General features: G+C 66.5%; 16 protein-coding genes. 7 read left to right on the plus strand and 9 right to left on the minus strand.

All coding sequences use genetic code 11. The features are described 5' to 3' along the window. The first annotated feature begins 35 nt into the window (after positions 1 to 35). Positions 36 to 1,034: an LLM class flavin-dependent oxidoreductase gene (locus tag AC3A6I_RS19150; RefSeq protein ID WP_487545464.1), complete on the plus strand. Its 999-nt coding sequence runs from the start codon at positions 36 to 38 to the stop codon at positions 1,032 to 1,034. Between the two features lie 156 nt (positions 1,035 to 1,190). Here AC3A6I_RS19150 and AC3A6I_RS19155 read toward each other — a convergent pair whose 3' ends face one another. Beyond that, entirely contained in the window at positions 1,191 to 1,841 is a 651-nt protein-coding gene (locus AC3A6I_RS19155; RefSeq protein WP_487545465.1) for a TetR/AcrR family transcriptional regulator, read from the minus strand. 250 nt (positions 1,842 to 2,091) lie between these two features. Here AC3A6I_RS19155 and AC3A6I_RS19160 point away from each other — a divergent pair, with 250 nt between their 5' ends. Further along, positions 2,092 to 3,057 (plus strand): homocysteine S-methyltransferase family protein, encoded by a 966-nt coding sequence (locus AC3A6I_RS19160; RefSeq protein WP_487545466.1) that lies wholly within the window; start codon positions 2,092 to 2,094, stop codon positions 3,055 to 3,057. Between the two features lie 42 nt (positions 3,058 to 3,099). Beyond that, positions 3,100 to 3,351 carry a DUF1127 domain-containing protein gene (locus AC3A6I_RS19165; RefSeq protein WP_487545467.1) on the plus strand — a complete coding sequence of 84 codons (252 nt, stop codon included), beginning with the start codon at positions 3,100 to 3,102 and terminating at the stop codon, positions 3,349 to 3,351. Between the two features lie 227 nt (positions 3,352 to 3,578). Here the strand turns inward: AC3A6I_RS19165 and AC3A6I_RS19170 are convergent, their stop codons facing one another. The 6 genes from AC3A6I_RS19170 to argC form a co-directional block, all read right to left on the minus strand. Beyond that, positions 3,579 to 4,982, minus strand: a complete 1,404-nt coding sequence (locus AC3A6I_RS19170) for a pyridoxal phosphate-dependent decarboxylase family protein (RefSeq protein WP_487545468.1) — start codon at positions 4,980 to 4,982, stop codon at positions 3,579 to 3,581. A gap of 268 nt (positions 4,983 to 5,250) precedes the next feature. Next, the gene (gene leuB / locus AC3A6I_RS19175) at positions 5,251 to 6,348 is read right to left on the minus strand and encodes a 3-isopropylmalate dehydrogenase (RefSeq protein WP_487545469.1); all 1,098 of its coding nucleotides are present in this window, start codon (positions 6,346 to 6,348) and stop codon (positions 5,251 to 5,253) included. A 121-nt stretch (positions 6,349 to 6,469) separates the two neighbouring features. After that, entirely contained in the window at positions 6,470 to 7,735 is a 1,266-nt protein-coding gene (locus AC3A6I_RS19180; protein WP_487545470.1) for a Glu/Leu/Phe/Val family dehydrogenase, read from the minus strand. 179 nt (positions 7,736 to 7,914) lie between these two features. Next, the gene (locus AC3A6I_RS19185) at positions 7,915 to 8,304 is read right to left on the minus strand and encodes a RidA family protein (RefSeq protein ID WP_487545471.1); all 390 of its coding nucleotides are present in this window, start codon (positions 8,302 to 8,304) and stop codon (positions 7,915 to 7,917) included. A gap of 20 nt (positions 8,305 to 8,324) precedes the next feature. Next, positions 8,325 to 8,930 carry a 3-isopropylmalate dehydratase small subunit gene (gene leuD / locus AC3A6I_RS19190; protein WP_487545472.1) on the minus strand — a complete coding sequence of 202 codons (606 nt, stop codon included), beginning with the start codon at positions 8,928 to 8,930 and terminating at the stop codon, positions 8,325 to 8,327. 130 nt (positions 8,931 to 9,060) lie between these two features. Beyond that, entirely contained in the window at positions 9,061 to 10,011 is a 951-nt protein-coding gene (gene argC / locus AC3A6I_RS19195) for an N-acetyl-gamma-glutamyl-phosphate reductase (RefSeq protein ID WP_487545473.1), read from the minus strand. A gap of 172 nt (positions 10,012 to 10,183) precedes the next feature. Between argC and deoD the strand changes: the two genes are divergently transcribed. The 3 genes from deoD (at position 10,184) to AC3A6I_RS19210 (ending at position 11,944) form a co-directional block, all read left to right on the plus strand. After that, on the plus strand, positions 10,184 to 10,900 hold the full coding sequence (gene deoD, locus AC3A6I_RS19200) for a purine-nucleoside phosphorylase (RefSeq protein ID WP_487545474.1): 717 nt from the start codon (positions 10,184 to 10,186) through the stop codon (positions 10,898 to 10,900). After that, positions 10,897 to 11,517: a hypothetical protein gene (locus AC3A6I_RS19205; protein ID WP_487545475.1), complete on the plus strand. Its 621-nt coding sequence runs from the start codon at positions 10,897 to 10,899 to the stop codon at positions 11,515 to 11,517. Before deoD ends, AC3A6I_RS19205 begins: the two co-directional genes overlap by 4 nt. Positions 11,518 to 11,656: 139 nt before the next feature. Next, positions 11,657 to 11,944, plus strand: a complete 288-nt coding sequence (locus AC3A6I_RS19210; protein WP_487545476.1) for a hypothetical protein — start codon at positions 11,657 to 11,659, stop codon at positions 11,942 to 11,944. A gap of 9 nt (positions 11,945 to 11,953) precedes the next feature. Here the strand turns inward: AC3A6I_RS19210 and AC3A6I_RS19215 are convergent, their stop codons facing one another. Continuing rightward, a complete protein-coding gene (locus tag AC3A6I_RS19215; protein ID WP_487545477.1) occupies positions 11,954 to 13,162 on the minus strand; it encodes a GGDEF domain-containing protein in 1,209 nt (402 codons plus the stop codon). A gap of 168 nt (positions 13,163 to 13,330) precedes the next feature. On the opposite strand from AC3A6I_RS19215, the gene AC3A6I_RS19220 reads away from it, so the two are divergent. Beyond that, a complete protein-coding gene (locus tag AC3A6I_RS19220; RefSeq protein WP_487545478.1) occupies positions 13,331 to 13,645 on the plus strand; it encodes a hypothetical protein in 315 nt (104 codons plus the stop codon). Between the two features lie 125 nt (positions 13,646 to 13,770). Here the strand turns inward: AC3A6I_RS19220 and AC3A6I_RS19225 are convergent, their stop codons facing one another. After that, positions 13,771 to 13,929 carry a hypothetical protein gene (locus tag AC3A6I_RS19225; RefSeq protein ID WP_487545479.1) on the minus strand — a complete coding sequence of 53 codons (159 nt, stop codon included), beginning with the start codon at positions 13,927 to 13,929 and terminating at the stop codon, positions 13,771 to 13,773. Between the last annotated feature and the right edge of the window lie 11 nt (positions 13,930 to 13,940).

Raw genomic sequence — 13,940 nt, forward strand, 5'->3', positions numbered from 1 at the left:
TCCTTCCATCGTAAATTGCCGATACAAGCGCCAGCATGACCCTTCCGCTTTCCATCCTCGACCTCGCGCCGGTGTCGGACGGTACGTCCACCGCTACGGCGCTACAGGAAATCATCCGGCTGGCGCAACTCGGCGACGCGCTCGGCTTCACCCGTGTCTGGTACGCCGAGCATCACGGCATGCCGTCGATCGCCTCGTCCTCTCCGGAGGTGCTGATCGCCACGGCGGCGGCCAATACCGAACGCATTCGCGTTGGCTCGGGCGGGGTGATGCTGCCCAATCACGTGCCGCTGCGGGTGGTCGAAACTTACCGCACGCTGGCGGGGCTCAACCCGGGCCGGATCGACCTCGGCCTCGGCCGGGCCGGTGGCAGCGACGGGCGGACGCTGTCGGCGCTGCGCTCAGTGGGCGGGGAGTATTTTGCGCAGGAGCTGGCGGAGCTCTTGGCCTTCGAGGAGGGCAATTTCGCGCCCGACCACCCATTCCATCCGGTGCTGGTGGTGCCCGAGCGGGTAACGCTGCCGCCGATCTACCTGCTCGGCTCGAGCGGGGCGAGCGCGCAGGCGGCAGGTCAGCTGGGGGTCGGCTATTCCTTTGCCGCGCATTTCAGCCAGACCCCGGCGGCGCCAGCGTTCGAAGCTTATCGCGCCGCCTTCACGCCGACCGAGGCCTTCCCCAAGCCGCACGCGATCATTGCGCTCTCGGCGCTGGTGGCGCCGACGGACGAGGAGGCGCAGTTCCTCTCCCGCTCGCAGGAGCTGAGCTGGGCGCTGTTCCATTCGGGCGAGATCCGGAAGCTGGTGTCACCGGAAGAGGCGGCAAAGCACGAGTACACGCCGGCGCAGACGCGGATCATCGAAGGGCAGCGGCCGCTGTGGATCGTCGGCTCGCCGACGACGGTGAAGGCCGAGATCGAGCGCAAGATCGCCGAGTCGGGGGCGGACGAGGTGATGATCACCACGACGATGTGGGATTACGAGCTGCGGCTCAGGTCGTTCCGGCTGCTGGCGGAGGCGTTTGGGCTTGGGGCCTGACTGAGAGAGAGGACCCCCTCCCGGCCTCCCCCATAAAGGGGGAGGTGAAGAGTCGGGGCTTTGACTTCCATCGTGCCTCAAGCACCAGCAGGGCACCTCCCCCTTTATGGGGGAGGATGGGAGGGGGCCGTCTGTTTCGGCTGCCCCGAGGCCGCCCTAAGCCGCCTGCGCCTCTTCTTCCATCATCACCCGCGGCACCGCGCCGGCGAACACCAGCTTCACGTGCTGGCGGGCCATCAGCATCTGCTCGGGCAGCACTTCGGGGCGGCCCAGCGCCTTGGACATGATGATGCCGCCATCGATGGCGCAGCAGAGGGTGCGGGCGAGGCGGTCGGCGTCGATGGCTTCGCGCGGGGTGTAGGCCTCGAGGATGGCGACGATCATCCGGCGGAAATAGGCGTTCCAGTCCTCGACATTGGTCGTGACCATGGAGCGGACCTCGCGGTTGAACAGCCGGTCCTGGTAGCTCATCGTGGCGACGAGACAGCCGGGGTGGCCGCCGGGCAGGGCGGCGAGGTGCTCGGCGAACAGGGTGAGGCCCACCAGCAGGAATTGCAGCGGGTCGTCGGTGAGCTCGCGGGCGCGGCCGAACACGCCTTCGAGCAGGCGCTCGTTCTGGTCGCGGTAGCGAATGAGCAGGCCCTTGGCGAGCTCGTTCTTGTCCTTGAAGTGATAGAAGAAGCCCGACTTGGTGATGCCGGCCTCGGCAATCAGCTCGTCGATCGACGTGGCGCCAAAGCCCTTGGCGAGCACCGCTGCTTCAGCGATGTCCAGGATTCTCTCGCGCGTCTCGTTACCCTTCCGCATGGGCAGTCCCTCTCTCGGATTACTGTACCGCCAGTACGGTTTTGAGAACCCGATGGCCCTCGGCCGGACGCCGCCCCAAGCGACGATCCGCACCTAACCCGTTCTGGCTGCTGACCAATTTTCCGTGACACATGACTGGACCATCCGACTGCTAGCGCCGGAAAGGTAAAGTCGTCATATGTCTGCCACCCCGCGGCGAAGGGCAATAAACCTGATCGCCGCTGCAATCAAGAGCCAATGGAGAGGTTTGATGCGCTTTGAAACGCAGCAACTCCCGCAATTGAAGGGCCAGATGTTCGTCACCGATGGCGGCATCGAGACCCACCTGATCTTCAATGAAGGTCACGACGTGCCTGACATGGGCGTGTATGTGCTCAACATGAGCGATGCCGGCCGCGAGGCCATGCGCGCCTACTATCGGGCTTACATCCCGATCTGCCAGGAGGCCGGACAAGGCTTTCTGTTCGACACCAATACCTGGCGCGCCAACCCGGACTGGGGTGGGCGGGCCGGCTATGATGCCGACAAGCTGCGCGAGGCCAATATCCGGGCGGTGGAGTTCTGCCAGGAGATGCAGGCCGAGTTCGCGGCGGCCGGCGTCGACTCGATCATTTCCGGGGTCATCGGGCCGCGCCGCGACGCGTGGCAGTATGACAAGGCGATGACCGTCGAGGAGGCGATCTTCTACCACACGCCGCAGATCGAGGCCTTTGCCGCGACCGACGCCGACTACGTCACTGCCTACACGCTGACCAACGTGCCGGAGGCCGTGGGCATCGCCAAGGCGGCCAAGGCCGCGGGGCTGCCGGTGGTGTTGAGCTTCACGCTCGAGACCGACGGCAACCTGCCGGGCGGCAAGCCGCTCGAGGTGGCGATCAACGAAGTCGACGCCGCCACCGGAGACTATCCGGCCTACTACATGATCAACTGCGTGCATCCGATCCACTTCGCGCCGGTAGTCCGCCAGGGCGGCCGCTGGGTGAACCGGATCGGTGGGCTCAGGGTCAATGCTTCGATGATGAGCCATGCCGAGCTGGACAATTCGCCCACGCTCGATATCGGCAACATCGCCGATCTCGCCCAGCGCTACATGCGGGTGCTGCCGCTATTGCCCAATATCCGGGTGCTCGGCGGCTGCTGCGGCACGGACCATCGCCATATCGGCGCGATCGCCCAGAGCTGCCTGCCCGGGCATCGCCACCACCATCACCACTGAAACCCAACCGAGCGGGGGGCCCCTTCAAAAGGAACCGCTCAGATGACTACCCTCGAATTCAACGACACCGCCGTCGACACTCCCGTTAGTCCCACGCGCACCGGCTGGCTCGGCCGCTGGTTCGCGGCCCGCAGACAGAAGCGCGCGCGCCGGATGACGCTTATCGCCCTGTCGCAGATGGACGAACGCCTGCTGCACGATATCGGCATCGAGCCGTTGGACGTGAGCAACGCGCTCTCCGGACTGCAGAGCTCAGCCCTGTTCAATCCCATTGGCTGGGATGAACGGCGCTGACAGGGCGACGTGGAGGGGGTGCGGCGGCGACCCGTCCATTGGCTTGCTGCTGGCTTCGGAGCGTGGGGCCACCCCCACCCACCGGCTTCGCCGGTCCTCCCTCCCCACAAGGGGGAGGGAAATCGCGGGCAACCTCACGCACCGGGTTTGCAGTCGGGACTCCCTCCCCCTTGTGGGGAGGGGGGACCCGCGTAGCGGGTGGGTGGGGGATGGCCACACGCTCTGCCCTATCCCTTAACACCCCGCCAAGCCGCGATGATCGCATCGGCCGACATGTCGATGTCGGCCTCGGTCGTAGCCCCTGACGTCACCGAAATCCGCATCACCCAGTCGCCGCGCCACGATGCGCCGGCGACGAAGCAGGTGCCTGAGGCCACGGTGGCGGCGATCACGGCTTCGGTTGCGGCCTTGCGCTCGGCGGCGTCGCCTGAGCCGAAATTCACGATCAGCTGGTTCAGCACGACATCGTTGACGACGCGGATGCCGGGCTCGGCGCTCAACCGCTCGGCCATGCGGCGGGCGAGCGCGCAGTGGCGCTCGACCAAGGCGGCGATGCCGGCGCGGCCAAAAGTCTTGAGCAGAGCCCAGACCGGAATGCCGCGGGCCCGGCGGCTCAGTTCGGGGACGTAGTTGGAGGGCACGCGGTCGCCCTGCGAAATCGACGGCAGATAGCTCGACCATTGCGTCATGGCGCCGAGCAGCGCGTCGCGGTTCTTCACGATGGCAAAGCCGCAATCGTAGGGCGCCTGCAGCCACTTGTGGCCGTCGGTGACCCAGGAATCGGCGCCCTCGATGCCGGCGGTGAGGTGCTTCAGCGACGGTACGGCGCGGGCCCAGAGGCCGAAGGCGCCATCGACATGCACCCAGGCATCGTGGGCGTGCCCGATCTCGACGATCTCGGCGAACGGGTCGAAGGCGCCGGTGTTGATCTGGCCGGCCTGGGCGATCACCACCTTGGGGCCCTCGAGCGGCCGGATGGCGGCCGCGAGCGCGGCGGGCAGCATGCGGCCCTGCGCGTCGGTATCGACGGTGATGACGCGCTTGCGGCCGAAGCCGATCAGCTGCAGCGACGAGAACAGCGAGGAATGCGCGTCGGCGCCGATCAGCACATGCACGGGTGGGGCGCCGAACAGGCCGTCGGCGTCGGGGTCCCAGCCGGCCTTGAGCAGCGTGCCGGTGCGGGCGGCGGCGAGGCAGGTGCCGTTGGCGAGAGTGGCGCCGGTACCGAAGCCGATACCGCTTTCGGCCGGCAGGTCGAGGATGTCGAGCAGCCAGCGCTCGGCCACCTCCTCGAGCGCGGCGGCGGCCGGCGCGGTGGACTGGTAGCCGGCGTTCTGGCCCCAGGCGCTCACCAGCATGTCGGCAGCGACGCCGGCCGGGCGCGAGGCGCCCATAACCCAGCCGAAAAAGCGCGGACCGATGGTCGGCATCAGGCCGGGCGCGGCGAGGGTGGCTAGCTCCTCGATGACAGCGACGGGGTCGGCGCCGGTCTCGGGCGTCGGGCCCATGAGCCGGTCGCGCATGCCGTGATAGTCGATCGCGGGGCGAGCCGGAGCGGCGCTGAGGTTTTCGCGGTAGCGGGCGCCATGCTCGACGGCGCGAGCGAAGAGCGGTCGCAAGTCGTCAGTCATAATATGATCTCCCTCATGCCCTGATGGAGAGCATAGGGCATGTGAAGCTGGGGTGAATGGGGAGGGGAGGCCGGGGCGTATCTCTGCGGGAATCCGGCGCGTGTGGTCGCCCCCCTCCACCGCCTCGGCGGTCCCCCTCCCCCGTTTCACGGTGGAGGATCCGTTGTGGCGCGATCGTGCCCTCTTCATCCTCCCCTGCGTAGCGGGGGAGGGGGACCAGCGAAGCTGGTGGAGGGGGCGGCTACACGAACTGCAGCCGCCGACAAGCCTAAGCCTGCAGCTTGCGCAGAATCGCGGCGCCCATTTCTTCGGTGCCTACGGTCTTGCGGTTGTCCTGCGCGATGTCGGCGGTGCGCAGACCCTCGCCGAGCACGGCGGCGATGGCGGCTTCGAGGCGGTCGGCGAGGTTGACCATCTCGAACGAATAGCGCAGCGCCATGGCGAAGCTGGCGAGCATGGCGATCGGGTTGGCGATGCCCTGGCCGGCGATGTCGGGAGCCGAGCCATGCACGGGCTCGTAGAGTGCCTTGCGCTTGCCGGTCGCCGGGTCGGGCGCGCCGAGCGAAGCGGAGGGCAGCATGCCGAGCGAGCCGGTGAGCATGGCGGCAACGTCCGAGAGCACGTCGCCGAACAGGTTGTCGGTGACCATCACGTCGAACTGCTTGGGGTTGCGCACCAGCTGCATCGCGGCGTTGTCGGCGAGGATGTGGTGGAACTCGATGTCGGAGTATTCCTTGGCGATGCCCTGAGCCACTTCGTCCCACAGCACGCCCGACTTCATGACGTTCTTCTTGTCGGCCGAGTGCACCTTCTTCTTGCGGGTGCGGGCGAGATCCATGGCGACGCGGACGATGCGGTCGATCTCATAGGTCTCGTAGACCTGGGTGTCGACGCCGCGCTTCTGGCCGTTGCCCAGGTCGGTGATCTGCTTGGGCTCGCCGAAATAGACGCCGCCGGTGAGCTCGCGCACGATCAGGATATCGAGGCCTTCGACCAGCTCGCGCTTCAGCGATGAGGCATCGGCCAGCGCGGGGTAGCAGATGGCGGGGCGGAGGTTGGCGAAGAGCCCGAGATCCTTGCGCAGGCGGAGCAGGGCTGCCTCCGGGCGCACTTCGTAGGGGACCTTGTCCCACTTGGGGCCGCCCACGGCGCCGAAGATCACCGCATCGGCGGCGAGCGCCTTCTGCATGTCTTCCTCGGACACGGCGACACCGTATTTGTCGTAGGCCGAGCCACCGACTAGGCCGGTGTCGAGCTCGAAATCGGTTTCGCCCTGGCTGTTGAGCCAGAGGATCACCTTCTCGACCTCCTTCATGATCTCGGTGCCGATGCCGTCGCCGGGCAGGAGGAAGAGTTTGTGCGCCATCTGGGGTCCCTGTCGTACGCGTGGTTACGCCGCGGGGAGGCATATCGTCTTTCGACGTTGGCCTGCAAGAGTTCCGGGCCCACAGGGGTCCGGAACTAAGTCGAATGGATCAGCGTAGAGCCTAGCTGACGAAGAAGGGCTGGGTGCCGTGCGCCTCGATGGCGGTGGCGAGGCGGGACAGGGCGTGGATATAGGCGGCGGTGCGGGCGGTGACCTTGCGGTCGCGGGCAATGTCCCACACGGCGCGGCCCTCGCGCTCCATCATGCGCTTCAGGCGCACATGGATTTCGTCGAGGTCCCAGTAATAGCCCTGCCGGTTCTGCACCCACTCGAAATAGGAAACGGTGACGCCGCCGGCGTTCGCCAAGATATCGGGCAGGACGACGACGCCGCGCTCCTGCAGGATCCGGTCGCCATCGGGGGTGACCGGGCCGTTGGCGAGCTCCAGCAGCACCTTGGCCTTGATGGTTGCGGCATTGGAGGCGTCGATCATGTCCTCGAGCGCGGCCGGCACCAGCAGATCGCAGTCGATGCCGATCAGTTCTTCGGGCGTGATGACGCGGGCATTCTGCTCGGCGGCCATGGCGGTGACGGAGCGGCCGGCATTCTTGCCCTCGATCAGGCGGGCGACGTCGAGGCCGGTCTCGGCATGGATGGCGCCCGAGGAGTCGGAGACCGCGACGACGATGTCGCCGTCGGCCGCTGCGAGGCTGCCGTAGAACTGGCCGGCATTGCCGAAGCCCTGGATGGCGACGCGCATCCTGTTCGGCAGGCCGAGTTCGGCGCCGAGGTGCCGGATCAGGTAGTAGCCGCCGCGCGCGGTGGCGTCGTTGCGACCGAGCGAGCCGCCCAGCGCGATCGGCTTGCCGGTGATCACCGCCGGGGTGACGCCGCCGACGATCTGGCTGTACTCGTCGGCCATCCAGCCCATGATCATGGCATTGGTGTAGACGTCGGGCGCCGGAATGTCGCGATCGGGGCCGACGATGCGCGAGAAGCCCTGCATGTAGGCGCGCGACAGGCGCTCCAGCTCGGACTTGCTCAGCGCCCGCGGATCGACCTTCACCGCGCCCTTGCCGCCGCCATAGGGCAGGTTCATCACGGCGCACTTGAAGGTCATCCAGAAGGCGAGGGTCTCGACCTCCTCGATGCTCGAGTCGGGGTGGAAGCGGATGCCGCCCTTGGTCGGGCCGCGCGTGTCGTCATAGCGGCAGCGCCAGGCAAGGAACGACTTGCGCGAGCCGTCATCCATGCGGATGAGCAGGCGCATCTTGGTGGTCTCGCGCGGGTATTTGAGCTTCTCGATGACGTCCTGGTCGATCTTCAGGTGGCTGGCAGCCTCGTCGAGCCGCTGCAGGGCGCGATCAAGCAGGGTGTCGTCGGTCATGGAGTCCTCGGTGGCGAAATTGTAGGCGGGATGCCTGGGCGGGCGGCATTTGATGGCACAGCTTGGCAGGAAAGGGCAACCGAACTGACCGAATTGCGCGCAATTTCGCGCAGCCTGCACAGAGGACGATGTGCTGCAGGATCAAAATTTGAGCAGGGAGAAGATGACGGGCCCGGCCGTCAGCGGCCGTGGGCGCCGAGATGGGCGGTGACCTCGATCTCGAGCTTCATTTCGGGCCGGGTCAGGCCGCAGACCAGCATGGTGGCGGCGGGACGGATGTCGCGGAACACCTCACCCGCAACCTCGACCAGCGCATCGTAGTGCGCCATGTCGGTGATGTAGTAGCGCACGCGCACCACGTCCTTGATCGATGAGCCGGCCTGGTCGAGCGCATGGGCGATGGTGCGCAGGGCGTTGCGGGCCTGCTGGCCAGCGTCCTCAGGCATCACCATGGTTTCGTAGTCGTAACCGGTGGTGCCCGAGACGTAGATGGTGCTGCCATCGACGACGGCGCGCGAGTAGCCGATCCTGGCCTCGAAAGGCGAGCCGGACGAGATATGCAGCACCATGGCGAAACCCTACGCTATCGTCAGATCCAGGGGCGCTCGGCGCCGACCTTGCTCTCGAAGCTCGAAATGGCCGGATCGGCCTTGAGCGTCGCGGCGATATCGTCGAGGCCTTCGAGCAGGGTCTGCTTGCGGGCCGGATCGATATCGAAATGGATCGAGCCGCCATCGGGGCCCTGGATGGTCTGGGCTTCGAGGTCGACGGTCAGCGTGGCATTGGCGCCGCGCTCGGCGTCATCCATCAGCAGCGCCAGCTGCTCGGGCGTCACCTTGATCGGCAGGATGCCGTTCTTGAAGCAGTTGTTGTAGAAAATGTCGGCAAAGCTGGTGGAGATCACGCAGCGCACGCCGAAATCGAGCAGGGCCCACGGGGCGTGTTCGCGCGACGAACCGCAGCCGAAATTGTCGCCGGCGACGATGATCTGGCTCTTGCGATAGCCCGGCTTGTTCAGCACGAATTCGGCGTTCTCGGTGCCGTCCTCGTTATAGCGCATCTCGGAAAAGAGCGCGGTGCCGAGGCCGGTGCGCTTGATCGTCTTGAGGTACTGCTTGGGAATGATCATGTCCGTGTCGATGTTGATGATCGGCAGCGGCGCGGCGACGCCAGTCAGGGTCGTGAACTTATCCATGGCAATTACCCCTTTCGGTGGGCGTGTAATGACGCAACGCACCGGGGGAATCAAGTCGGACGTGGGTGTGCTGTACCATTGGTAGGGTAACGAGCGGTCACCCTCCCCGGTGGGGGAGGGCGAAGTGGTCTCAGGCCGCGAGACTCGTCGCCGCGTCGACGCCGAGCATCAGGTTGAGGTTCTGCACCGCGGCGCCCGAGGCGCCCTTGCCGAGATTGTCGTAGACGGCGACCAGCAAAGCCTGGGCCTTGCCGTCATTGGCGAAGACGTGCAGGCGCATGCGGTTGGTGTCGTTGTAGAGCTCGGGGTTGAGCTCGTTGCTGCGCTCGGCGTCGGCGAGCGGGGCGACTTCCACGAAGCCGCCTTCGATCGCCGCATAGTGGTCGGCGATGGCGGCGTGGATGTCGGCGCCGGTCGGCACCTTGTCGAGCGTCCACAGCTGCAGCGGCACGGCGGTGATCATGCCCTGGCGGAAATTGCCGACGGCGGGCTGGAACAGCGGGGCGTGCATGAGCCGGGCGTACTGCGCCAGCTCGGGCAGGTGCTTGTGCTTGAAGGTGAGGCCATAGAGCTGGAACGCGTTGGCGTCCTCGCCCTTCGCCTCATAGTCCTCGATCATCGAGCGCCCGCCACCGGAATAACCGGAGATGCCGTTGACGGTGACGGGGAAATCGGCCGGAATCAGCCCGGCTTCGACCAGCGGGCGGAGCGTCGCGATGGCGCCCTGCGGCCAGCAGCCGGGGTTGGCGACGCGCTTCGAACTGGCTATGGCGGCGCCCTGCGACTTGTCCATCTCGGCAAAGCCATAGGCCCAGTCCTCGGCGACGCGGAAGGCGGTCGAGGCGTCGATGACCTTGGTGGTGTCGTTCTCGATCAGCGACACGCTCTCGCGCGACGCGTCGTCGGGCAGGCAGAGGATGGCCACGTCGGCGAGGTTGAGCAGGCGCTTCCGCTCGGCGAGATCCTTGCGCTTGTCGTGGTCGATCGAGATCACTTCGAGGTCGCGCCGGCCGGCAAGGCGCTCACGGATCTGCAGGCCCGTGGTACCGGCTTCGCCATCGATGAAGATCTTTGCGACCATATCTCGTCTCCCAGGGCCCACCGGGCCCGCCCAAGGGTGAATGCGGCGCAGATATAGGGGTTGCCTCTGTCACCTGCAAAAGAAAATCAGGTGACGCGGGGGAGCGGCCTCCCCCTTGCAGGCCGGGTCGTCGCCCGGTACGCCTTCCGGTCAAAAGCCAGGAGAGATGTCGATGAGCACCCCGCATAACCACGCGAAGCCCGGCGACTACGCCGAAGCCGTGCTGCTGCCGGGCGACCCGCTGCGGGCCAAGTGGGTGGCGGAGAATTTCCTCGAGGGCGCGCGGCAGGTGAACGCGGTGCGCAACTGCCTCGGCTTTACCGGCACGTGGAAGGGCAAGCCGGTTTCGGTGCAGGCGACCGGCATGGGCCAGCCGTCGCTGTCCATCTACGTGCACGAGCTGATCAACGTCTATGGGGTCAAGAACCTGCTCCGCATCGGCACCTGCGGCGGGCTCAACGCCAAGGTGAAGGTGCGCGACGTAGTCATCGCGCAGGGCTCGTCAACGGACTCGGCGATCGTGCGCGACGCGTTCACGCCGTTCAACTTCGCCCCGCTTGCCGATTTCGGCCTGCTCCGCTCGGCGGTCGAGAAGGCCGAGGCGGCGGGGCTGCGCTATCACGTGGGCAACGTGCTCTCGTCCGATATCTTCTACCATATCGAACCGGGGCTTGCCGGCTACGGCCGGCTGCCGGCGCATGGGGTGCTGGGCGTCGAAATGGAGGCGGCGGCGCTCTATACGCTCGCCGCCCGGTTCGGGGTGAAGGCCGTCGCCATCTGCACCATGACCGACTGCCTGATCACCAAGGAAGAGATCAGCGCCGAAGAGCGGCAGAGTTCGCTGCGCGAGATGGTGACCCTGGCGCTCGATACGGCGATCGCCGCATGAGCGTGCTGGGCCGCCTCGCTTCGGCTCTCGGCCGCAACGACGAGCGGCCCAATGTCGAGCTGGCCGAAGCGCTGGCGGCAAAGCCGGACGCGGCGGCGGTCGCCGAACTGGCCGGGGCACTCAGCGGCCCGGTGGCGGTCGCCAATGACGCGATCAAGGCGCTGTACGAACTGGGGGCGCGGCGGCCGGAACTGGTCGCCACGCACCTGCCGGCCTTCCTCGGGCTGCTCGGCTCGAAGAACAACCGCAATGTCTGGGGTGCGCTGCAGGCGGTGGAGTCGGTGACCGACCTGGCGCCGGATGCTGTCTACGCGGCGCTGTCCGCGGTGCTCGCCGCGGCCGACAAGGGCTCGGTGATCGCCAAGGACAAGGCGGTGCAGATCCTCGTCAAGCTCATCGCGGCGGGGCACGCCGATGCCGTGCCGACACTGCTCGAGCGGGTGGCGGCCGGGGCGCCGAACCAGTTCCCGACCTACGCGGAACAGGCGGCGGCAGTGCTGACCGGCGCCGACCGAGGCAAGCTCGCGGCCATCCTTGCGCAGCGCGTCGCGGATATCGAGACGCCGTCGAAGCGGGCGCGGGTCGAGAAGCTGCTGAAGCGCCTGTCGAGGCCGTAAGGCCTCCACAGCTTATCCACCCACGTTTTCGTGATTAAGTTCACGTCCCGTCGTTATCAGTCTTTGCTGGGACAATCGGGCGCAGGAACGCTTTGCCCATGGTGACGTTCCGGCGTTGACTATCCGCGGGGAGGATAAGATGGACAAGCATACTCTGATCGCGCATGGCGACATCCAGCGGTGGGTCAGCTCCCACAACGGCCAGCCGGCCATTCGCCGGGTGCCCGATCCGTCGGGCCGCATGCGCTCGCGGCTCACGCTGAGCTTCGGCCGGCGCAGTGCGCCGGAGAACATGCCCGGGCTGGATGAGGGCCTGAGCCCGGTGTCGTGGTCGGCCTGGCTGGCCGAGCTCGACCGGCAGAACCTGGCGCTACGGATCCAGACCGAAGATCGTTTCGAACTGATCGACCGGCGTGACCTGAACTAGACCCGTGCCTCAGGCGGATTTGCTGAGCGAGGTGCCGGCGAGCGGATGCAGCGGCATGACGTCGGTGCCCGGGCTGGACGCGAGCGCCACGCGATCGCGCCCGTCGCGCTTGGCGGCGTAGAGGGCGGCGTCGGCCCGTCGCCGCAGCTCCGACAGGTTCTCATTGGCGATCCGTTCGGCGATGCCGAAGCTTGCCGTGCAGCGGCGATAGAGCGGCACTTCGGGGATGGCTTGCGCCGAAAAGCTCAACCGCAGGCTTTCGGCCAGCAGGCGCGCCGCGGCGGCATTGGTTTCGGGCAGGAATATCCCGAACTCCTCGCCTCCCAGCCGGCCGACGATGGCATCGGGCGGCACGGCGTCGCGCAGCAGGCGGGCAAAGGCGACGATCACCTGGTCGCCGGTGTCATGGCCAAACTCGTCGTTGACCGCTTTGAACGCATCGAGATCGGCGAGGATCAGCGCGGCCGGCATGTGGGCGCGCGCCAGGCAGGGCTCGGCCCGCTCCTCGAAGCCGCGGCGGTTGTAGAGGCCGGACAGCGGATCGGTCACCGACCGCATGGTGATGTCGACCAGCATGTCGCGCACCAGCAGCGACAGCATCAGCAGGCCGGTGGAGATGGCCAGCATGGCGCCCAGCGATTGCGAGTAGAGGGCGTATGAGGTGGCGATGTAGGTGCGGGCGCTGTCACCCGAGCCGCCCAGGAGGATCGCGGCGAAAGGCTTGGACAGGAACTGTGCGGCGCTCAGCCAGAACAGCGCGATCAGCCCGATATCGACGGGGTGGCGGCGGCGCGAGGCGAAGACCAGCCAGCCGGTATAGAGCTGCAGCAGCGCGTAGGGCGCCTGGTAGACGAGGTTGCGGGCCACGGAATCGTGCTCGAACTGGTAGCCGAACCAGTTCCCCACCACTGAGACAAGGCAGAATACCCAGACCAGCCCGGCGGGGACGTGCCGGTCGTAGCGGCGGGCAATACCCAGCGTGACCATCACCATGGTGGCCAGAAACGCCGCGAAACCAAGGGTGTAGGCAAATTGCGGGAAATCCTGCAGGGGCAGGACGAACTCGGAGATGATGTAGAAGATGCCGAACAGGTAGGCGAGCGCGAACATGGGGGCGACGCGATCGGCGCGGTTGGAAACGGCCACGACGAAGAACGCGAGCGAGAATGCCGCGGCAATGAACAGGTTGATTGCGAGAACGTAACTCGCGCCGTTCATGTCAAGATCTGCGTCCCAGGGTCCGGTTGCGAGGTTATGCGGGCCGCCGCCAAGAAGAGGTTAATGTGCGTTGACAATCCGGCGGAACACCTTCGCGCGGGCCCACTTATGGGAGCGGCGGATTCCCGCTAGACTCCCTCCAGAACAGAAGACCAGAAAGGCGTAGAAATGACCCAAGTCCTCGTCAAGCACGACGAAATCCGCCAGTGGGCGGCGGCCCGATCGGGCAATCCGGCGATCGAGGACCGGGCCACCGGCATTGGCGGTCCGCCGGTGCTGCGCATCGTGTTCGACCAGATGGCGCTGAACGCCGGCGAGAACCAGTATGGCGACCGGCTGGGTGGGCTCGATCTTGTCGACTGGGACGAGTGGTTTGCCGAATTCGACCGGCTGAACTACGGGCTGCTGGTCGAGGACGAGCGGCCGGGCGTGCTGGACGATTACTACGAGTTCGTGCCGCGGGATGGGAACCAGCGGGACTGATGGGGCGGGGCGCAAACGGCGCCCCTTTCGCCGTCCTCATTATGCCGAGGCCTGCTCGATCAGGGCGGCAATGGAGAGCGGGCTGCAGATTGTCATCAACGTCAGCGTGAACCCATAAAGGGCGATCAGGCGATAGAACTGGAACGGCTTGGCAGCTCTTTCGATGACCCCATCCTACCCAGAATGCTGCCGGTCTTGATGGCGCGGTAGATGGGCGTGCCGAAGAGCGAGTACATCCACATCGTGCTGCCGACGACGAACAGGGCGAGTATCACGCGTTCCATCCGCACTCCTC

The sequence above is a fragment of the Devosia sp. Soil_C_22 genome (assembly GCF_057657195.1).